General features: G+C 60.5%; 20 protein-coding genes. 15 read left to right on the forward strand and 5 right to left on the reverse strand.

Going from position 1 to position 20,191, the window contains the following annotated elements:
* Nucleotides 1–166 precede the first annotated feature (166 nt).
* From ACJ8J5_RS00110 to ACJ8J5_RS00125, 4 genes are all read left to right on the forward strand, one after another.
* Complete coding sequence (locus ACJ8J5_RS00110) at nt 167–1,006, forward strand: ChaN family lipoprotein (protein ID WP_127146851.1); 840 nt, start codon at nt 167–169, stop codon at nt 1,004–1,006.
* A 102-nt stretch (nt 1,007–1,108) separates the two neighbouring features.
* Entirely contained in the window at nt 1,109–1,906 is a 798-nt protein-coding gene (locus ACJ8J5_RS00115; RefSeq protein WP_060433815.1) for an energy transducer TonB family protein, read from the forward strand.
* 54 nt (nt 1,907–1,960) lie between these two features.
* Nucleotides 1,961–4,087 carry a S9 family peptidase gene (locus tag ACJ8J5_RS00120; protein WP_414105032.1) on the forward strand — a complete coding sequence of 709 codons (2,127 nt, stop codon included), beginning with the start codon at nt 1,961–1,963 and terminating at the stop codon, nt 4,085–4,087.
* A 121-nt stretch (nt 4,088–4,208) separates the two neighbouring features.
* A complete protein-coding gene (locus ACJ8J5_RS00125) occupies nt 4,209–6,470 on the forward strand; it encodes a TonB-dependent receptor domain-containing protein (protein ID WP_089181190.1) in 2,262 nt (753 codons plus the stop codon).
* A gap of 22 nt (nt 6,471–6,492) precedes the next feature.
* Here the strand turns inward: ACJ8J5_RS00125 and ACJ8J5_RS00130 are convergent, their stop codons facing one another.
* The 3 genes from ACJ8J5_RS00130 to amiA form a co-directional block, all read right to left on the reverse strand.
* A complete protein-coding gene (locus tag ACJ8J5_RS00130; protein ID WP_025303794.1) occupies nt 6,493–6,948 on the reverse strand; it encodes a YaiI/YqxD family protein in 456 nt (151 codons plus the stop codon).
* A complete protein-coding gene (gene hemF / locus ACJ8J5_RS00135) occupies nt 6,948–7,868 on the reverse strand; it encodes an oxygen-dependent coproporphyrinogen oxidase (RefSeq protein ID WP_025303793.1) in 921 nt (306 codons plus the stop codon). Before hemF ends, ACJ8J5_RS00130 begins: the two co-directional genes overlap by 1 nt.
* Nucleotides 7,869–7,933: 65 nt before the next feature.
* Nucleotides 7,934–8,815, reverse strand: coding sequence for an N-acetylmuramoyl-L-alanine amidase AmiA (amiA, locus tag ACJ8J5_RS00140; RefSeq protein ID WP_043140361.1), 882 nt, complete (start codon nt 8,813–8,815; stop codon nt 7,934–7,936).
* Between the two features lie 204 nt (nt 8,816–9,019).
* Between amiA and ACJ8J5_RS00145 the strand changes: the two genes are divergently transcribed.
* Nucleotides 9,020–9,445 (forward strand): GNAT family acetyltransferase, encoded by a 426-nt coding sequence (locus tag ACJ8J5_RS00145; protein WP_004936504.1) that lies wholly within the window; start codon nt 9,020–9,022, stop codon nt 9,443–9,445.
* 42 nt (nt 9,446–9,487) lie between these two features.
* Here ACJ8J5_RS00145 and ACJ8J5_RS00150 read toward each other — a convergent pair whose 3' ends face one another.
* Entirely contained in the window at nt 9,488–9,886 is a 399-nt protein-coding gene (locus ACJ8J5_RS00150) for a YgiW/YdeI family stress tolerance OB fold protein (protein ID WP_025303791.1), read from the reverse strand.
* A 175-nt stretch (nt 9,887–10,061) separates the two neighbouring features.
* Here ACJ8J5_RS00150 and ACJ8J5_RS00155 point away from each other — a divergent pair, with 175 nt between their 5' ends.
* The 10 genes from ACJ8J5_RS00155 (at nt 10,062) to ACJ8J5_RS00200 (ending at nt 19,597) form a co-directional block, all read left to right on the forward strand.
* Nucleotides 10,062–10,526, forward strand: a complete 465-nt coding sequence (locus ACJ8J5_RS00155; protein ID WP_197811638.1) for a DUF2919 domain-containing protein — start codon at nt 10,062–10,064, stop codon at nt 10,524–10,526.
* Between the two features lie 156 nt (nt 10,527–10,682).
* Nucleotides 10,683–11,270, forward strand: a complete 588-nt coding sequence (locus tag ACJ8J5_RS00160; RefSeq protein WP_004936494.1) for an RpoE-regulated lipoprotein — start codon at nt 10,683–10,685, stop codon at nt 11,268–11,270.
* A 182-nt stretch (nt 11,271–11,452) separates the two neighbouring features.
* Nucleotides 11,453–12,352, forward strand: a complete 900-nt coding sequence (locus ACJ8J5_RS00165; protein ID WP_004936493.1) for a Dyp-type peroxidase — start codon at nt 11,453–11,455, stop codon at nt 12,350–12,352.
* A 201-nt stretch (nt 12,353–12,553) separates the two neighbouring features.
* Complete coding sequence (locus ACJ8J5_RS00170) at nt 12,554–13,576, forward strand: sulfate ABC transporter substrate-binding protein (RefSeq protein WP_173889296.1); 1,023 nt, start codon at nt 12,554–12,556, stop codon at nt 13,574–13,576.
* Nucleotides 13,577–14,416, forward strand: coding sequence for a sulfate/thiosulfate ABC transporter permease CysT (gene cysT / locus ACJ8J5_RS00175; protein WP_004936486.1), 840 nt, complete (start codon nt 13,577–13,579; stop codon nt 14,414–14,416). It begins immediately after the preceding gene.
* Nucleotides 14,416–15,291, forward strand: a complete 876-nt coding sequence (gene cysW / locus ACJ8J5_RS00180) for a sulfate/thiosulfate ABC transporter permease CysW (protein ID WP_173889294.1) — start codon at nt 14,416–14,418, stop codon at nt 15,289–15,291. Before cysT ends, cysW begins: the two co-directional genes overlap by 1 nt.
* A complete protein-coding gene (gene cysA / locus ACJ8J5_RS00185; protein WP_025303786.1) occupies nt 15,281–16,369 on the forward strand; it encodes a sulfate/thiosulfate ABC transporter ATP-binding protein CysA in 1,089 nt (362 codons plus the stop codon). Before cysW ends, cysA begins: the two co-directional genes overlap by 11 nt.
* A gap of 81 nt (nt 16,370–16,450) precedes the next feature.
* Nucleotides 16,451–17,332 carry a cysteine synthase CysM gene (cysM, locus tag ACJ8J5_RS00190; RefSeq protein WP_049294928.1) on the forward strand — a complete coding sequence of 294 codons (882 nt, stop codon included), beginning with the start codon at nt 16,451–16,453 and terminating at the stop codon, nt 17,330–17,332.
* A 252-nt stretch (nt 17,333–17,584) separates the two neighbouring features.
* Nucleotides 17,585–18,265: a response regulator transcription factor gene (locus tag ACJ8J5_RS00195; RefSeq protein WP_442520462.1), complete on the forward strand. Its 681-nt coding sequence runs from the start codon at nt 17,585–17,587 to the stop codon at nt 18,263–18,265.
* 6 nt (nt 18,266–18,271) lie between these two features.
* Entirely contained in the window at nt 18,272–19,597 is a 1,326-nt protein-coding gene (locus ACJ8J5_RS00200; protein ID WP_025303783.1) for an ATP-binding protein, read from the forward strand.
* A 75-nt stretch (nt 19,598–19,672) separates the two neighbouring features.
* Here ACJ8J5_RS00200 and crr read toward each other — a convergent pair whose 3' ends face one another.
* A complete protein-coding gene (gene crr, locus ACJ8J5_RS00205; protein ID WP_004936467.1) occupies nt 19,673–20,182 on the reverse strand; it encodes a PTS glucose transporter subunit IIA in 510 nt (169 codons plus the stop codon).
* Nucleotides 20,183–20,191: the final 9 nt, after the last annotated feature.

The raw sequence follows: 20,191 nt of genomic DNA on the forward strand, positions 1-20,191 counted from the left end.
CGTATAGACGTCTAAATATCTGAATGGCTATTGGTTATACCCGCAATGCTTTTTCAACGCAATGCGCAGCCGGCGATCGCCACGTAAAAAAATCGTTAAGCCAGATCTATATGCAAATGATAATTATTATCTATAATGTCGCCATTTTCGATAATGGGGCAACATGATGAGATATCTGATTTTATTGGCGGCGTTGGCGCTTGGCGCCTGCAGCCAAACGCCGGTGAAAACGTCGGCCGGCAACATCGACAAGCTGGGTAACATTACCGATCTGCACAGCGGCGCGACCCTGACGCCGGAGCAGCTGTTGACGCGATTGGCGCAGCAGCCGCGGGTGATCCTGGGGGAAAAGCATGACAATCCTTACCACCATCAGATTGAGCAATGGCTGGTGCAGCAGCTGCCGCAAAGGCGGCCGCAGGGCAGCGTGCTGATGGAGATGATCAACCCGAACCAGCAGGCGCAGGTCGACAAGGTCAAACAGTGGCTGCAGAGCGATCCCACGGTGCGTGACGGCCGCGTAGCGGAACTGATCGCCTGGCAGCCGGGCTGGAAGTGGGAGCTGTATGGCGGGGTGACGATGGCGGCGATGCGCGCGCCTTACCCGCTGTGGTCGGCCAACCTGGATCGCAGCGAGATTACGGCGTTCTATCAGCAGCCGCAGTTCCCGGCGGGGCAGCTATCGGCGCAGCCGGCGGTGCGCAAGGCGCTGGAAGAGACCATCCGCACTTCGCACGGCGGCAAGATTGAGGCCGACCAACTGCACGCGATGCTGGCGATCCAGCAGCAGCGCGATCGGCGCATGGCGGAACGTCTGCTGGCGGCACCGACGCCCGCGTTGTTGATCGCCGGTGGCTATCACGCCGCCAAATCGGTGGGCGTGCCGCTGCACGTGCGGGATCTGCAACCGGCGGCGGTGCCGACGGTGCTGATGCTGGCGGAACCGGGCGTACAGGTCGATGCGAACACCGCAGACTACCTGTGGATCACACCATCAGTGAAATGAATACGTTAAGAGAGTGAAAAGGGGTGTTAATTATAGTTGCAAATGATTATCATTAGTAAATGTGATCTGCAATCATTCGCAATTAAGCAAGCTAATGCCCCTATGTTAAGTCAGTCTTACTCCCTCCCGGCCTTTGAACTGCCGCAGCCGCGCTGGGCGCGCGGCCTGCTGCTCGCCCTGGCGGCGCACGCGGCGTTGGTGCTGCTGTTTTACTGGCCGCAGACGGCGCTGGAGCCGGTGGTACTGCCGCCGCCGGCGGTGATGATGAGCTGGGCGGCGCAGATTGAAGCGCCGGAAAGCAAGCCGCTGCCGCTGGGCGTGCAGCAGGCGGAATCCGCCGCGGCGCAGCCCGCGGAGCAGCAGCAACAGCCGGATCTGCCCAAGCTGGCGCGCGCCGATAAAGCAAAAATCGTGACGGCGCAGAAGAAGCGCGCTGAACACCGTCCCCCGCAAAAAGCGCAGCCGAAGCCGCAAGAACAGGCCAAAGAGACGCGCAATGCCGCCGCGTCCAGCGCCGCCGCGCCGCAGGCGCAGACGATCTCCCACCAGACCGCCGCCCCGATCAACAGCGACGCCAACAGCAATGCGCAGGCCAAACTGTCGTGGGAGAGCCTGGTAAAAGGCAAACTGAACCGCATCAAGGATTACCCTTTGGATGCCCGCAGCCGCCGGCGCAGCGGCATGCCGCAGGTCAGTTTCAGCGTTGACGCGCAGGGGCGGGTCTCGAACGTCGTGCTGCAGGTGCGTTCCGGCACCGCGTCGCTGGATCGGGAAGCGGTGGCGGTGGTGTCGCGCGCCCAGCCGTTGCCGCCGCCGCCGCCGGAGATGCTGCAGCAGGGAGCCGTCAAAGTGACGATGCCGATCGATTTCAATCTGGCGGAGCTGAATGCCCGCCGTTAATGCCCGCAGGCGCCGCATCGTCGTCGTGCGCCTCTTCAAACTTCGTGAGGGATTATGAATCCGCTGTTATCTACCTCGCGCCGTCGCATCGCGGCCGCGCTTTGGCTTTATTTAGGCGTCGCCGGCGGTGCGTTAGCGCAACCGCAGCCGCCGTTGGCGGAACGCGCGCCGAAAGCGCTGACGGCCCACGGTGAGACGCGCACCGACGATTACTACTGGCTGCGCGACGACAGCCGAAAAGAACCGAAGGTGCTGGACTACCTGAAGGCGGAGAACCGTTATACCGAGCAGATGATGGCGCCGTACCAGAAGCTGCGCGCCACGCTGTATCAGGAGATGCTGGGCCGCATGAGCCCTGACGATCGTTCGGTGCCGTATCAGCTCAACGGCTATCGCTACCAGGAAAGCTACGCCGCCGGTAAAGATTTCGCACTGTATCAGCGCCAGGCGCTCACCGCCGACGCGCCGTGGCAAACCTTGCTGGACGCCAATCAGCGCGCGGCCGGCCACGCCTATTACCGCCTGGGGGCGATGGACGTCAGCCTGGACAACCGCCGCCTGGCGGTAGCCGAAGATCTGCAGGGCCGTCGCCAATACCGCATCTCCCTGCGCGAGATAGACAGTGAGCGTTGGTCGCCGGAAACGCTGGAAAACACCTCCGGCAATATGGTGTGGGCCAACGACAACCAAACCCTGTTCTACGTGCGCAACCACCCGCAAACGCTGTTGCCGTACCAGGTCTACCGGCATCGGTACGGGACGCCGACGGCGGAAGATAAGCTGGTGTACCAGGAGAACGATCCGGCGTTCTACCTCAGCCTCGGCCGCTCGTCCTCGCGCGATTACCTGATTCTGACCATCAGCGGCAACACCACCTCCGAAGTGCGCCTGATCGACGCCAACCAGCCGCAGCGCGAGCCGCAGCTGTTCGCTGCCCGGCAGAACGGCCGCGAGTATTACCTCGATCACTACCGCGGCGAGTTCTACCTGCGCTCTAACCATCAGGACCCGAACTTCGGCCTGTACCACACGGCGGCGGCGGGTAAACCCTGGCAGACGCTGATCGCGCCGCAGGCGCAGCACGAGGTGGAGAGCTTCAGCCTGTTCCGCGACTGGCTGGTGGTGCAGGAGCGCGCCAACGGGCTGGTGCAGCTGCGGCAAATCAGCTGGGACGGCAAAACCGAGCGCACCATCCCGTTCGACGACGCCAGCTACATGGCCTGGCTGGGCTATAACCCGGAGCCGGACAGCGATCGCTTGCGCTACGGCTATTCGGCGATGACCACGCCGACCCGCACCTATGAGTGGGATCTGAACAAGGGCGAGCGCACCTTGCTGAAGCAGCAGGAGGTGAAAGGCGTCGATCCGAGCCTGTATCACAGCGAACGCATCTGGGTCACGGCGCGCGACGGCGTGAAGGTGCCGGTCTCGCTGGTGTACCGCACATCGCTGTTCAAAAACGGGCATAACCCGCTGCTGGTGTACGGCTATGGCGCTTACGGCATGAGCATGGATCCGGCGTTCAGCGCCAACCGCATCAGCCTGCTGGATCGCGGCTTCGTCTATGCGCTGATCCACGTGCGCGGCGGCGGCGAGCTGGGGCAGAGCTGGTACAAACAGGGCAAGCTGACGCACAAACCGAACAGCTTCAACGACTTCATTGACGCCACCCAGGTGCTGATCAAAGACGGCTACGGCCAACCGGGGCGCATCTACGCCATGGGCGGCAGCGCCGGCGGCTTGCTGATGGGGGCGGTGATCAATCAGGCGCCGCAGCTGTACAACGCAGTGGTGGCGCAGGTGCCGTTCGTCGACGTGGTGACCACCATGCTGGACGACAGCATTCCGCTGACTACCGGCGAGTACGAGGAGTGGGGCAACCCGCACCAGCCGGCCGCCTATGCGCTGATGAAATCCTACAGCCCGTACGACAACGTGCGCCGGCAGCATTACCCGAACCTGCTGGTTACCAGCGGCTTGTACGACTCGCAGGTGCAGTATTGGGAACCGGCCAAATGGGTGGCGAAGCTGCGGCGCTTCAAGCAGGGCGATTCGCTGCTGCTGCTTTCCACCGACATGACCGCCGGCCACGGCGGCAAATCGGGCCGCCTGGCGCGGCTGGAAAACGGCGCGCTGGAGTACGCCTTTATTCTGGCGGCGGATCGGCAGGCGCAGAAATAACCTTCAGCGCCGCGGCACGCTGCGGCGCAATAAAACAATAACAACCTTTTACCGCGCTTTCGGCGGGCTTTTTGCTGGGCATTGTCGGCCATCAAACCTTATTGGCTATTTCTGGGGATATATGAAAATCAAAATGATAGCGAGCCTGATCGGCGCGGGACTGGCGCTGTACGGGCAGGCTGCGGCCGCGCAGGAACAGGCGGAAAATAATAAAGGCAGCGTGGCGTTCAGCCCGCTCAACGTCTCGGCCGCCGACAGCGGCAAGAGCAGCGAAAAAGAGGCGTTGGCCCGGCCGGGCGCGTTCAGCTCGCGCGATGAAAACAAAAATCTGGAGTCGGTGGACAGCATTCTGCGCAGCATGCCGGGCACCTATACCCAGATCGATCCCAGTCAGGGGGCCGTCAGCGTCAATATCCGCGGTCTGAGCGGTTTCGGCCGGGTCAATACCATGGTCGACGGCATTACCCAGAACTATTACGGTACTTCCACGTCTGGTGTGATGTCACACGGTTCGACCAATAACCAGGCGGGGGTCTTGATAGATCCCAATTTTATCGTCGGAGTGGACGTGGCGCGCGGTGAGAACAGTGGCGGCAGCGGCGTAAATGCGTTGGCAGGCAGTGCTAACTTCCGCACAATCGGTGTCGATGATGTGATCTTTTCTGGCAATCCTTTCGGGGTGAGAACCAAATTCTCTGTCGGCAGCAACGGCATTGGCCGCAGTGGCATGATCGCCGTCGCCGGTAAGGGGCAGGCGTTTACCGATACCGGCAGCATTGGCGCGATGGCCGCGATCAGTGGGAGCTCCATTTACTCGAACTTCAACAATGGCGACGGTATCAGCAGCGAAGATTTTGGGTACGATGAATTTATGAAGCAAAATCCCAAGTCACAGCTGTTCAAACTGGATATCAAACCGAACGAGTTCAATAGCATTGAGTTTTCCGCCAGAAACTACCAAAACCGCTTTTCTCGGCGCGATATCGATAGCCATGACCTCTACCTCAAATATCACTATGCGCCGTTTTCGGAGCTGGTGGATTTAAACCTCACCGTCAGCACCAGTAAAGGCAATCAAAAATACGACGGCGGTTCGCTGTTCACCTTCTTTAACACCAACGCGGAAAACCGCTCCGATGCGCTGGATATCAATAACACCAGCCGATTCAGCCTGCTGGATACCGATGTAGCCTTCAGCTATGGCGGCAAACTGATGCGCAACCAATACCGCAAGCATGTAGAATCGGCTATAGAGAATTCGCAGACGGCGCAGGAAGCAATAGAAAATAATACCTTTGCGCCATCCGGCGAGCAGCGAATCGGCAGTTTATATACCGGCCTGCAGCTTAACCGGGATATCTATCAGCTCGATCTCAACCTGAACTACACCAGCAACAAGCTGACCGGTTACAAGCCTGAATGCGATTATCGCGTGGAGTGCTTCCCGCAAGGGGCCGCTAGCATCAATTTGAAAGAGCAAGGGTTCAATCCTTCGGTAATGCTATCGGCACAGGTGACGCCGTGGTTGCAGCCATTCGTCAGCTACAGCAAGTCGATGCGTGCGCCGAACATTCAAGAAGTGTTCTATTCCAACTCGGGTGGCGCATCGATGAACCCGTTCCTCAAAGGTGAACGAGCGGAAACCTGGCAGGCCGGCTTCAACGCCAACGGACACGATCTGCTGGTGAAGGAAGACTCTTTACGCCTCAAGGTCGTGGGCTATACCAGTAAAGTGCGCAATTACATCTTCAGTGAATCTTACATGGTGTGCCGCAATGGACGGAAATGCAGCTATCGCGAAAATCTGGAAAACGATTGGGCCGATGCGAGCGAAGATTACTCGGACAATATGTATATCTACGTCAACTCTCTGACGCCGGTGCGTATGCATGGTGTTGAGGTTGAAGCCAACTATGATGCCGGCCGAGCCTTCGCGCGCGTCTCTTTCAGCAAACAGCACACCGAGCAGCCGACCTCCATCGCTAGCACCTATTTCGGCGCCGGGGATATCAATGAACTGCCGGACATGTACTTTACGTTGGATACCGGGGTGCGTTTTCTTGATGAATCGCTAACCGTCGGCAGCATCGTGAAATATACGGGCAAGACGCGTCGCCTGTCGCCGGATTATGAGCAGAGTGAATCGACCGGTGAAATCCTCAAGCAGGAAATGCCGAATATTCCTACCGTTATCGACCTGTACAGCACTTATCAGATCAACCGCAACGTCATGCTGAAATTCAGCGTGCAAAACGTGATGAACAAGAGCTATTCCGAGGCGTTGAACAAACTGAATATGTTGCCGATCCAAGGGGATGACGCGACGGCCGCCAACACTGCCCGTGGACGCACCTATATCTTCGGCGGGGAGGTGCGCTTCTAAACTGCAGCAGAACAGGGCGCAGTCACTGCGCCCGTTTCGCCTGCAGCAGCCATTTGTCCAGCTCGTTGGCGAACTGCTGGCGGTCGCGCTGGTTCAGGGCGTTCGGGCCGCCGGTCTGAATGCCGCTGGCGCGCAGGGTATCCATAAAATCGCGCATGTTGAGGCGCTCGCGAATGGTGTCCGGCGTATAGCGTTCGCCGCGCGGGTTCAGCGCCACCGCGCCTTTCTCTATCACCTCCGCCGCCAGCGGAATGTCGGCGGTGATCACCAGATCGCCCGCTTCGCAGCGGCGCACGATCTCGTTGTCGGCCACGTCGAAGCCGGCCGCCACCTGCAGCGAACGGATGTACTTCGACGGCGGCGTGCGCAGCGGTTGGTTCGCCACCAGCGTCACGGTGATGGCGGTACGATCGGCGGCGCGGAACAGTACCTCTTTGATTACGTTCGGACAGGCGTCTGCATCGACCCAAACCTGCATCATTTCGCCTCCTGCAGCCAGTCGCGCACCGGCAGGAAATCGCGCTCCAGCGCCGCTTCCGGGCTGTCGCCTTCCGGCTGGTAGTTATACTCCCAACGCACCAGCGGCGGCATCGACATCAGAATGGACTCGGTGCGCCCGCCGGTTTGCAGCCCGAACAGCGTGCCGCGATCCCACACCAGGTTGAACTCCACGTAGCGGCCGCGGCGGTACAGCTGGAACTGGCGCTCGCGCTCGCCCCAGGTCAAGGCCTTACGTTTTTCGACGATCGGCAGGTAGGCGTCGAGGAAGCCCTGGCCCACCGCGCGGGTGAAGGCGAAGCAGTGGTCGAAGTCCGGGGTGTTCAGATCGTCGTAGAACAGGCCGCCGATGCCGCGCGCTTCGTTGCGGTGCTTGATGAAGAAGTAATCGTCGCACCACTGTTTATATTTCGGGTAGACCTCGTCGCCGAACGGCGCGCACAGATCGGCCGCGGTGCGGTGCCAGTGCACGGCATCCTCTTCGAAGCCGTAGAACGGCGTCAGATCAAAGCCGCCGCCGAACCACCATACCGGCGCTTCGCCCGGTTTTTCGGCGATGAAGAAGCGCACGTTGGCGTGGCTGGTGGGCACGTAGGGGCTGAGCGGATGGATAACCAATGAGACGCCCATCGCCTGGAAACTGCGCCCGGCCAGTTCCGGACGGTGCGCGGTCGCCGAGGCCGGCAGGGTGGCGCCGGAGACGTGCGAGAAGTTGACCCCCGCCTGTTCGAACACCGCGCCGTTGGTCAACACGCGGCTGCGGCCACCGCCGCCTTCTTCACGCGTCCATTGGTCTTCGGTGAACACGGCGCCGCCGTCGGCCTGGGCGAGCTGCGCGCAGATATGATCCTGCAGCGCCAGCAGGAAGGATTTTACTTCAGCGATGTTAGGTAAACTCATGCGGGGTCTTTATAGCGTCTGGCTGAACAAGGCGCTGAGTATACTCTTATTCGCCGCCCGCGGCATCAGCGGGGTTTGCGCTGGTGGGCGTCGAAGTAGTCGAAGAAGTTGACGATGCCGTCCGCGATGGCGCGGGCGATTTTCTCGCGAAACGCGGTGGTGCCCAGCAGCCGCTCTTCGTTCGGGTTGGTGATGAACGAGGTTTCCACCAGCACCGAGGGAATGGACGGGGATTTCAACACCGCGAACGCCGCCTGTTCGGTGCTGTCGCTGTGCAGATGGTGCACCGGGCGAATTTGGCCGAGCACGTGGCGGCCGAGCGTCAGGCTGTTGTTGATGGTGTCGGTTTGCACCAGATCGAACAGCACCTGCTGCAGGTAGTTGTCCTGATCCTTGTACTTGCCGCCCGCCACGTCGTCGGCGGCGTTTTCACGGTTGGACAGGTAGCGCGCCATGGCGCTGCTGGCGCCGCGGTTGGAGAGGGCGAACACCGAAGCGCCGGAGGCCGACGGGCTGGTAAAACCGTCGGCGTGAATCGAAATGAACAGATCGGCCTGGTGCTGGTGGGCGATCTCCACCCGCTGGAACAGCGGAATGAACTCGTCTTCTTCGCGCGTCAGGCGCGCCTCGACGTGGTCATGCTCATGCAGAAAACGGCGCACGTGGTTGGCGATTTCCAGCACGATGTGTTTTTCCTGCGAACCTTCGTGGCCGACCGCGCCCGAGTCAATGCCGCCGTGGCCGGGATCGATCATCACCCGCTTTTTGCCGCCGGCCGGTTTCGCCGCCGGTTTGCTGTGCTGATTGCGCAGCATGCCTTCCGCCTTGGCGCTGTGGCTTTTCACGCCGAACAGCGCGACCGCCAGGCCGGAAAGCAAAAGTTGGCGTCGCGTCGGGGAAACGGCAAGCGGCTTAAAATTGAGGAATTGTTTACCCTGCTTTTTCATTACGCAACGCTCCATCGACGTTTCTATTTTGCGACGTTATATCGTATTGATAATCATTAATCGACCCGATAACTATTTCCATTTATTACGCCTGTTACCGGCGATTTCCGGGTAAATAGCGCGGTAAATCGCAGTTTGATATTGCGTAAGTGAATAATCACGCGATAATCAGATAAACACCTTAATTAACAGCGGCCAACATCGATGGAAATTCGCGTATTTCGACAAGACGACTTTGAAGAAGTCATTACCCTGTGGGAGCGCTGCGATCTGCTGCGGCCCTGGAACGATCCGGAGATGGACATCGAGCGCAAGCTGAACCACGATCCGGAGCTGTTCCTGGTGGCGGAAGTCGGCGGCGAAGTGGTCGGTTCGGTGATGGGCGGCTATGACGGCCACCGCGGCTCGGCGTATTACCTCGGGGTGCATCCCGACTATCGCGGGCGCGGCATCGCCAATGCGTTGATCAACCGTCTGGAGAAGAAGCTGATCGCCCGTGGCTGCCCGAAGATCCAGATTATGGTGCGCGAAGACAACGACACGGTGGTCGAGATGTACGAGAAGCTCGGCTACGAGATCCAGGGCATCACCAGCCTGGGCAAGCGGCTGATCGAAGATCAGGAATATTGATCGCGCGTCGGGCGGCGGTGTTGCACCGCCCGACGCAGTGCATTACGGCAGCTTTTTGACGGTTTTCACGTCCACTTCGAGGCTGTTCCAGTCTTTATCCACTTTGCCTTCCAACTGCACCTTGTCTTTCGGCGTAACGGTTTGGCCGTTCCAGCGTTTGCGATCGATATCGACCGTCAGGGTGCCGGTGGCGTCGCGGAAAGTATAGGTTTCGTCGCCGATGCGCTGCTCGATGTTGCCCTGCAGCATCACCCAGGTGTCGTCGCTCAGCGATTTCACCTTGTCCACGGTGGTCAGCGCTGCGCTGGGGCCGGCGAAACCACCCTGTGCGGTGGTTTGCGTTTGGGCCTGCGGCGCGGCCGGATCGAGGAACCCGCCTTGTTGCGCCAGTACCGGTGCGCTGCACAGCGCGATCAGAGCGGCCAGAGTCAGTTTTTTCATGTTGCGCTTCCTTATTGTTATCGAAAATCACATCCCGCTGATATCGGGTTGCTTGCTTAGTGATAAGCATTAAAACACGCCGATCTTAAGAGCTTCTTAAGCCGACATATTGAAATTCCCATCGCCGGCGCCCATCTGTAGCCATAGTCTTTATTCTGTTGGCAAGGAACGATCGTTGAAGCCATTCTCACCCCGGTTTTCCCCGGACGATTACGACCAGCACGGCGCGCTGCGACTGCCGCTGGGATTTTGGGCCGTGCTGATTCTGCAGGCGCGCACCTGGCTGCTGTTCGTGATGGCCGGCGTTTCGCGTGAACAGGGCGAAAGCTTGCTGGCGCTATTTTATCCGGATACCCAACGTTTTTGGTACGGCATGTTGCTCGGCTTGCCGGCAGCGCTGGCGTTTTTGCTGAGCGGCCGTCGCCATCAATGGCCGCGGCTGTGGCGCGGCTGGCGCTGGGGGCTGGTTATCTCCGTGCTGGCGTCGCTCGGCGGCGCGTTGTTCAGCCTGTGGCGCCAGGACGGTGATGCGCCGGGGCTGGAACTGACGCTGGCGCTGCTCGATGCGCTCGCGCTGAGCTATCTGCTGTTGAATGCGCGTCTGAAAGCCTGTTTCGCGCCGGCGGAGCACGCCGACTAATTGCCGAGAAGTGCGGCACTTTTCGCATTTTCCGCACTCCAAGCTGGCAACCGTTGGCGTAGTGCGGGCCGTTGTGAGAGGCTGGCACGCAGCAAAACGCCGAGTGCGGCAGGGGCGGGTTACCGCCCCGTGCCATTGATGTTTAAGGAGCTAGAGATGAATATTCGCCCCCTGCTGTTAGGGCTTCCGCTGTTATTGACCGGCTGTTCGAGCATGTCCAATTTCTCCTGGTCCAGCCTGTCGCCGTTCAACTGGTTCGGCAGCAGCCTGGAGGTCGGCGCCAAGGGCGTCGGCAAGCTCAACGCCGGCACGCCGATGTCGGAAAGCGCCATTAACGATGGGCTGGACGGCAACTACCGTCTGCGCGGCGGCATGGCGACCAACAACGGCCAGATCGTCTCTTATTATCAGGCGCTGTCCGGCGACGAGGTGAAGCTGGTGATCACCGGTGAACCGAAAGGGCGCCTGCAGCGGGTGGACGTGCTGGATCCGAAAGTGGCGACGGAGTGGGGCAACAAGCTCGGCACACCGTTCGGCGATATGTACAGCAAGGCGTTTGGCTCCTGTAAGCCAGGCAGCGGCGAAGACGCCGGTAAAGTGGAGTGCGTGGCGGAGCAGAGCAAGTACGTCACCTACATCTTCAGCGGCAAGTGGGCCGGGGCGCAGGATATCATTCCGCCGGACGACACCCTGAAAAGCTGGACGGTCAGCAAAATCATCTGGCACGCCAAGCCGCAGCAGTAATATGTTCAACGGGCGCTGGTTCACGGCGCCTGCCTTTTCAAGCCATTACCCCTATTTTCTTTGCGCTGCTGCAAGGCAATCGCCCGTGCTTGCGGTATGATAGCGCGCGTTTGTAACAGGGAACCCGCGCGTCAACCGCCATACCTTACCTGTTGCCGGATTCTGGTATCGAGGATAACAACATGACACAGGTTCAGAGCGGCATTTTGCTGGAGCACTGCCGTTTCGCCATTTTTATGGAAGCCAGCGTACAGGGCGAATTCGCCGACTTGCGCCAGGGCTGCAAGCAGTTTTGTCAGACGCTGAGCGAGCTGCAGCAGCAGTTCCCCGATGCGCGCCTTGGCGCGGTGATCGCTTTCGGCTACGACGTTTGGCACGATCTCTCCAGCGGCCAGGGGGCGAAAGAGCTGAAGCCGTTCACGCCGCTCGGCAAAGGGCTGGCGCCGGCCACCCAACGCGATATGCTGATCCACATCCAGTCGCTGCGTCACGACGTCAACTTCACGCTGGCGCAGGCCGCGCTGGCGGCGTTCGGCAACGTCATCAAGATTGAAGAAGAAACCCACGGTTTCCGTTGGGTGGAAGAGCGCGATCTGAGCGGCTTCATCGACGGCACCGAAAACCCGCAGGGCGATCAGCGCCCGGCAGTGGCGACGATCGCCGAAGGTGAAGAGGACGCAGGCGGCAGCTACGTGCTGGTGCAACGTTACGAGCACAACCTGCGCCAGTGGCAGCGCTTTACCACCGAGCAGCAGGAGCAGATCATCGGCCGCACCAAGCACGACAGCGAAGAACTGCCTGCGGATCAGCGCCCGGATACCTCCCATGTCAGCCGCGTCGATCTGAAAGAGAATGGCAAGGGCCTGAAAATTCTGCGCCAGAGCTTGCCTTACGGCACCGCCAGCGGCAAGCACGGCCTGTTCTTCATTGCCTATTGCGCGCGCCTGCACAATATCGAGCAGCAGCTGCTAAGCATGTTCGGCGATCTGGACGGCAAACGCGACGCGATGCTGCGTTTCAGCCGTGCGGTCACCGGCAGCTACTACTTTGCGCCATCGCTAACGCGCCTGCTGTCACTTTGACGCCGTTGCCGAAGCCGGTGCGCCCGGCTTCGGCCCGTTTTTCCGTCCCGAAAACGCCTCGCATTCCCTGCCTTATAGCGTTTGATGCTTGTAAATCACCAAACGGTATATAAAAGCGTTACAGCTCCGCACCGAGTTATAAATACACTGGTCGTCAATAAGGCGAAAGCCTGAAGGAATGACTCAGTGATAAGGTGCAGAATGAAACAAAACCGGGTTAAAAATCTCGTGCTGAAAGGTTGGCTGGCGGCTGCGCTGTTGGCGAGCGGCGCCGCGTCGGCGGCGGAATTGCTGAACAGCTCTTATGACGTTTCCCGTGAATTGTTCGTCGCGCTGAATCCCGGCTTTGAACAGCAGTGGAATCAACAGCATCCGAACGACAAGCTGACCATCAAACAATCGCACGCCGGCTCGTCGAAGCAGGCGCTGGCGATCCTGCAGGGCCTGCGTGCCGACGTGGTGACTTACAACCAGGTCACCGACGTACAGATCCTGCACGATCGCGGGCAGCTGATCCCGGCGGACTGGCAGTCGCGCCTGCCGAACAACAGCTCGCCGTTCTATTCCACCATGGCGTTTCTGGTGCGCAAGGACAACCCGAAGGGCATCCACACCTGGAACGATCTGGTGCGTGACGACGTGAAACTGGTGTTCCCGAATCCGAAAACCTCCGGCAACGGCCGTTATACCTATCTGGCTGCCTGGGGCGCCGCCAGCCAGGCCGACGGCAATGATACGGCCAAGACTCGCGCCTTCATGACCCGTTTCCTGAAGAACGTGCTGGTGTTCGATACCGGCGGCCGCGGCGCGACCACCACCTTCGTCGAGCGCGGTTTGGGCGACGTGCTGATCAGCTTCGAGTCCGAAGTGAACAACATCCGCAAGCAATACGGTGAAGACAAGTACGACGTGATCGTGCCGCCGATCGATATTCTGGCGGAGTTCCCGGTGGCCTGGGTCGACAAAAACGTCGAGCGCAACGGCACCGAACAGGCGGCCAAAGCCTATCTGAACTATCTCTACAGCCCGGCGGCGCAGCAGGTGATCACCAGCTTCTACTACCGCGTGTATGACCAGAAAGCGATGGCGGCGGCCAAGGGGCAATTCCCGGACACCCAACTGTTCCGGGTGGAAGATCAATTTGGCGGCTGGCCGCAGGTGATGAAAACCCATTTCGCCACCGGCGGCGAGCTGGATCAGCTGTTAGCGGCAGGGCGCAAGTAAATGTTGGCGTTGTCGTCCAGTAAGCGGGTGCTGCCCGGATTTGGCCTCAGCCTCGGCAGCAGTCTGTTTTATACCTGTTTGATCCTGCTGCTGCCGCTCAGTGCGTTGGTGATGCAGCTGGCGCAGATGAGCCTGGCGCAATATTGGGAAGTGATATCCAACCCGCAGGTGGTGGCGGCGTATAAAGTGACGCTGCTGGCGGCCGGCGTTGCCAGCCTGTTCAATGCGGTGTTCGGCATGCTGATGGCCTGGATCCTGACGCGCTACCGTTTTCCCGGCCGTTCGCTGCTGGATGGCCTGATCGATCTGCCGTTCGCGCTGCCGACGGCGGTGGCCGGCCTGACGCTGGCGGGGCTGTTTTCTACCACCGGCTGGTACGGTCAGTGGCTGGCGCACTTCGACATCAAGGTTACCTTTACCTGGCTCGGGATCGCGGTAGCGATGGCGTTCACCAGCCTGCCGTTTGTGGTGCGCACCGTGCAGCCGGTGCTGGAAGAGCTGGGGCCGGAATACGAAGAGGCGGCCGAGACGCTGGGCGCCACGCGCTGGCAGAGTTTTCGCCGCGTGGTGCTGCCCGAGGTGGCGCCGGCATTGCTGGCCGGCACCGCCATCTCCTTTACCCGTAGCCTGGGCGAGTTCGGCGCGGTGATTTTCATCGCCGGCAACATCGCCTGGAAGACGGAAGTGACCTCGCTGATGATTTTTGTGCGTTTGCAGGAGTTCGATTACCCGGCGGCCAGCGCCATCGCCTCGGTGATCCTGGCGGCGTCGCTGCTGCTGCTGTTCAGCATTAACGTATTGCAAAGCCGCTTCGGCAGACGTTTGGGAGGAGGGCACTGATGGCTGATGTTTCCGCCTTCAACGGCGCCGAGCGCCCACGCGTTAACTGGGGCAAGTGGACGCTGATCGCCATCGGAACGCTGTTCTCGGTGCTGCTGCTGGTGGTGCCGATGATGTCGATTTTCGCCGAGGCCTTTTCCAAAGGATTCGGCTCGATGTGGAGCAACTTGCTCGATCCGGACATGCTGCACGCCATTTGGCTGACGGTCTTGATCGCGCTGATTACCGTGCCGTTTAACCTGGTGTTCGGCACGTTGCTGGCGTGGCTGGTGACGCGTTTCACCTTCCCCGGCCGCCAGCTGCTGCTGACGCTGATCGATATCCCGTTCGCCGTTTCACCGGTGGTGGCGGGGCTGATTTACCTGCTGTTTTACGGCAGCAACGGCCTGCTGGGCGGCTGGCTGGATGCGCATAACATCCAGATCATGTTCTCCTGGCCGGGCATGGTGTTGGTGACTATTTTCGTCACCTGTCCCTTCGTGGTGCGCGAGCTGGTGCCGATGATGCTCAGCCAGGGCAGCCAGGAAGACGAGGCCGCCATTCTGCTGGGGGCGTCCGGCTGGCAGATGTTCCGCCGCGTGACGCTGCCCAACATTCGCTGGGCGCTGCTGTATGGCGTGGTGCTGACCAACGCACGCGCCATCGGCGAGTTCGGCGCGGTGTCGGTGGTGTCCGGTTCGATTCGCGGAGAAACCTACAGTCTGCCGCTGCAGGTCGAGCTGTTGCAGCAGGATTACAACACCGTCGGTTCCTTTACCGCTGCCGCGCTGTTGACCCTGATGGCGATCGTTACCCTATTTTTGAAGAGTGCGCTGCAGTGGCGTCTGGAACGTCAAAACGCGCGTCTCGAGCGGGAGGAAAATCATGAGCATTGAGATTAACGGCATCAACAAGTACTTCGGTCGCACCAAGGTATTGAACGATATCTCGCTCGATATTGCTTCCGGCGAGATGGTGGCGCTGCTCGGGCCGTCCGGTTCCGGCAAGACCACGCTGCTGCGCATCATCGCCGGGCTGGAAAGCCAGAGCGGCGGCAAGCTGGGCTTCCACGGCACCGACGTCAGCCACATGCATGCACGCGACAGGCGCGTGGGTTTCGTGTTTCAGCACTATGCGCTGTTCCGCCACATGACGGTGTTCGACAACATCGCCTTCGGCCTGACCGTGCTGCCGCGCCGCGAGCGGCCGAACGCCGCGGCGATCAAACAGAAAGTCACTCAGTTGCTGGACATGGTGCAGCTTGGCCATTTGGCCAATCGCTACCCGTCGCAGCTGTCCGGCGGCCAGAAACAGCGCGTGGCGCTGGCGCGCGCACTGGCGGTGGAACCGCAAATTCTGCTGCTGGACGAGCCGTTTGGCGCGCTGGATGCGCAGGTGCGTAAAGAGCTGCGTCGCTGGCTGCGCCAACTGCACGAAGAGCTGAAGTTCACCAGCGTATTCGTCACCCACGATCAGGAAGAGGCGATGGAAGTGGCCGACCGCATCGTGGTGATGAGCCAGGGTAATATCGAACAGGTTGGCTCGCCGGAGGAGATTATGCGCGAGCCGGCCAGCCGCTTCGTGCTGGAATTCATGGGGGAAGTGAACCGCCTGAACGGCGAAATTCGCGGCTCCCAGCTGTTCGTCGGCGCGCACCAGTGGCCGCTGTCGTTCCAGCCGATGCACCAGGGCAGCGTCGATCTGTTCCTGCGCCCGTGGGAAATGGAAGTGGCGACCGAAAGCAGCGAACGTTGCCCGCTGCCGGTTCAGGTGCTGGAAGTCAGCCCGCGCGGCCATTTCTGGCAGCTGACGGTGCAGCCGATCGGCTGGCATCAGGAACCGATAAGCATAGTGCTGCCGGAAGGCAACGCCACGCCGGTGCGCGGCGGCCGTTATTACGTCGGCAGCCTCAATGCGCGGCTGTATGCCGGCGATCAACTGCTGCAACCTGTTGCGTTAGCCAAAAGCGCCTGATAGGTTTTAACAGCCCTTTTTTTCAAGGCAACCCCAGGGTTGCCTTTTTACTTTACGCACACCAACACACAGGCAAAGATCGTGACAACGCTCGAACAATGCATCGGGAATACCCCGCTGGTAAAACTGCAACGGCTGGCCGCCCAGGCGGGCAGCGAAGTATGGGTCAAACTGGAAGGCAATAACCCGGCGGGATCGGTGAAGGATCGCGCCGCGTTGGCGATGATCCAGCAGGCGGAGCTGCGCGGGGAGATCAAGCCCGGCGACGTGCTGATCGAGGCTACCAGCGGCAACACCGGCATTGCACTGGCGATGATCGCTGCATTGAAAGGCTATACGCTGAAGCTGCTGATGCCGGAGAACATGAGCCTGGAACGGCAGGCGGCGATGCGCGCCTACGGTGCGGAACTGATCCTGGTCAGCCGTGAGCAGGGGATGGAAGGGGCGCGCGATCTGGCGTTGGAGATGCAGCGCCAGGGGCAGGGCAAGGTGCTGGATCAGTTTAACAATCTCGACAATCCTTATGCCCACTTCACCACCACTGGCCCGGAGATCTGGCGCCAGACCGAAGGGCGCATCACGCACTTCGTTTCCAGCATGGGCACCACCGGCACCATTACCGGCGTGGGCGGTTACCTGAAGAGCCAGAATCCGCAGGTGCAGATCGTCGGCCTGCAGCCGGCGGAGGGCAGCAGCATCCCCGGCATTCGCCGTTGGTCGCCTGCTTACCTGCCGGGGATTTTCCGCCCGGAGCTGGTGGATCAGGTGTTGGATATCGAACAGAGCGATGCCGAGCAGACCATGCGCCAGTTGGCGCAGCGTGAAGGCATTTTCTGCGGCGTCAGCTCCGGCGGTGCGGTAGCCGGCGCCTTACGCATCGCGGCGGCCCACCCTGGCAGCGTCGTGGTGGCGATCGTTTGCGATCGCGGCGACCGTTACCTCTCTACCGGCGTGTTCGACTGATCGCTCCTACCCGGCGGTGTGTTCCGTCGGGAGAATCTTTCCCCCTTTCCTTTCGACAGACGGCAGCCCCGCTTGCGTGATAGCTGCCGCTTGCTCGTGCGCCAATGCCATGACTGAAGTAGAGAAATTGCGCGGCAGCGGCCACAATAACGGTGGCGAGACGCCAAGAGCGATGTGTAAGGATTGAGTAAAACCGGCTGCGGGCCGGCGGAATTGGCGGGAAAATAACGAAAATCGGTGAAGGAGCAAGGCATGAAAATTTTACTGGTCGACGATGACCTGGAGCTTGGCACCATGCTGAGCGAATACCTGACCGGCGAAGGCTTCGATGCCACGCTAGTGCTGACGGGCAAGGCGGGGATAGAGGGCGCGCTGTCGGGCGACTATACCGCGATGATCCTCGACATCATGCTGCCGGACATGAGCGGCATCGACGTGCTGCGCGATGTGCGTAAAAAGAGCCGGCTGCCGATCATCATGCTGACCGCCAAAGGCGACAACATCGATCGGGTGATTGGCCTGGAGATGGGCGCTGACGATTACATGCCCAAACCGTGCTACCCGCGCGAATTGGTGGCGCGTCTGCGCGCGGTGCTGCGCCGTTTCGAAGAGCGGCCGCAAGAGGCGGACGACGAAGCCGCCATCAGCTTCGTCGAGCTGACGCTGAACCCTTCAACCCGCAGCAGCGAATGGCGCGGTAAGGCGTTTGATCTGACCGCTTCGGAATTCAATCTGTTGGAGCTGTTGCTGCGCGCGCCGGATCGCGTGGTGTCGAAGGACGAGCTGTCCGAGAAGGGGCTGGGGCGCCCGCGTGAGGCCTATGACCGCAGCGTGGACGTGCACATCAGCAATATTCGCCAGAAGCTGAGTGCGTTGGCCGGCAGTAAGCTCAGCATCGAAACGGTGCGCAGCATCGGCTATCGCATCCGGTAACCTGATATGCGCGGAAGACTGTTCTGGAAAATTTTACTCGGCTTTTGGTTGACCTTCCTCATCATGACGCAGGCGCTGTGGGTGGCGTTTTCTCTTTATGGCGATCGTTATGTGCCGCCGGAGAACGCCATGGCGCGGCGGGTCATTGGCCTGCAACTGACCTCCGCCGCCACCCAGTTGCGCAGCGGCGGTATGCCGGCGCTGGAAGCCCTGATGCGCGACTGGCCCGAGGACGACAGGCGTCTGCTGTCGGTTACGCCGATGACCCAACCGCCGCCGCCCGCGCCGGAAGAACCGGTGTTTGAAGGGCGTCGTATGCCGAAAGCGATTTCCGCCTGGGTGCAGACCGGAGAAGGGCAAGGTTACTGGCTGAGCTATGACGTGCGCGGGCTGCGGGAAGAGTATCGGCCGGAGCGGCGTTCCCACTTCTTCAACATTCCTGCGCCGATGCTGTGGGTCGGCGGGCTGGGCGGTTTGCTGTTCAGCGCCGTGCTGGCCTGGAACCTGACCCGGCCGATGCGTCAGCTGCGCGGCGGCCTGGATCGGGTGGCGCAGGGCGATCTGTCGGTGCGGCTGTTCCCGAACATGCGGCGCCGCCATGACGAGCTGTCCGACGTGGCGCGCGATTTCGACACCATGGCCGAGCGGCTGGAACTGCTGGTTAGCGCCCGCGAGCAGTTACTTCATGACGTTTCGCACGAGCTGCGTTCACCGCTGGCGCGCCTGCAGCTGGCGATTGGCCTGGCGCGGCAGAATGCCGGTAACGTCGAAGCCTCGCTCAAACGTATCGAACACGAGTCGGGGCGGCTGGACAAAATGATCGGCGAGCTGCTGGCGTTGTCGCGTACCGAACACAGTAGCCTGCCGGACGAGGAGTACTTCGATCTGTACGGCCTGGTGGATGCGGTGGTGAGCGATGCACGCTACGAGGCGCAGGTGCCCGGCGTGGATATCGTGCTGCAGGCCGAGTCGGACGTGGAGTACACCGTCAAGGGCAATGCGGAACTGATGCGGCGAGCGGTGGACAACATCGTGCGCAATGCGCTGCGCTTTTCCAGCCACGGCCAGCGGGTGACGGTGGCGCTGTCGCGCGTCGATAACCAGTTCCAGATCGCCGTCAGCGATCAGGGGCCGGGGGTCGAAGAGGCGAAGCTGTCGAGCATCTTCGATCCGTTCGTACGCGTGAAGTCGGCGCAGTCGGGCAAGGGCTACGGCCTGGGGCTGGCGATCACCCGCAAGGTGGTATTGGCGCACGGCGGCCAGGTTGAGGCGCGCAACGGCGACAGAGAGGGGCTGGTCATTACCCTGCGTATCCCGCGCTGGTCGTCATAACGTAGCGAGATTGGGATACGACGAAGGGGATAAAAAAACGGCGCCGAGGGCGCCGTTTTTCTTGCTCATCCGCGCTTACTTCTTGATGCGGATGATCGGGGTTTCGCCAACGGTCACGCTGCCGGACAGTTTGATCAGCTCTTTGATCTCGTCCATGTTGGAGATAACGACCGGCGTCAGGGTAGACTTGGCTTTCTCTTCCAGCAGTGGCAGGTTGAACTCGATAACCACGTCACCTTTCTTGACGCGCTGACCTTCTTCGGCGATGCGTTTGAAGCCTTCGCCTTTCAGTTCTACGGTATCGATGCCGAAGTGGACGAACAGCTCAATGCCGCTGTCGGATTCGATAGAGAATGCATGGTTGGTTTCGAAAATCTTACCGATGGTGCCGTCAACCGGAGCAACCATTTTGTTACCGGCCGGTTTGATGGCGATACCGTCGCCAACGATTTTTTCAGCGAACACTACGTCCGGCACATCTTCGATATTGACGATTTCGCCAGAAAGGGGAGCGACGATCTCGATAGTGCCCGTGTCTTTCTTGTCATCAGAAACCAGAGATTTCAGTTTATCGAACAAACCCATGATCTTCTC

Origin of the sequence: Serratia sp. CY43202 (assembly GCF_052168755.1) — a bacterium.
Lineage (GTDB): Bacteria > Pseudomonadota > Gammaproteobacteria > Enterobacterales > Enterobacteriaceae > Serratia > Serratia bockelmannii.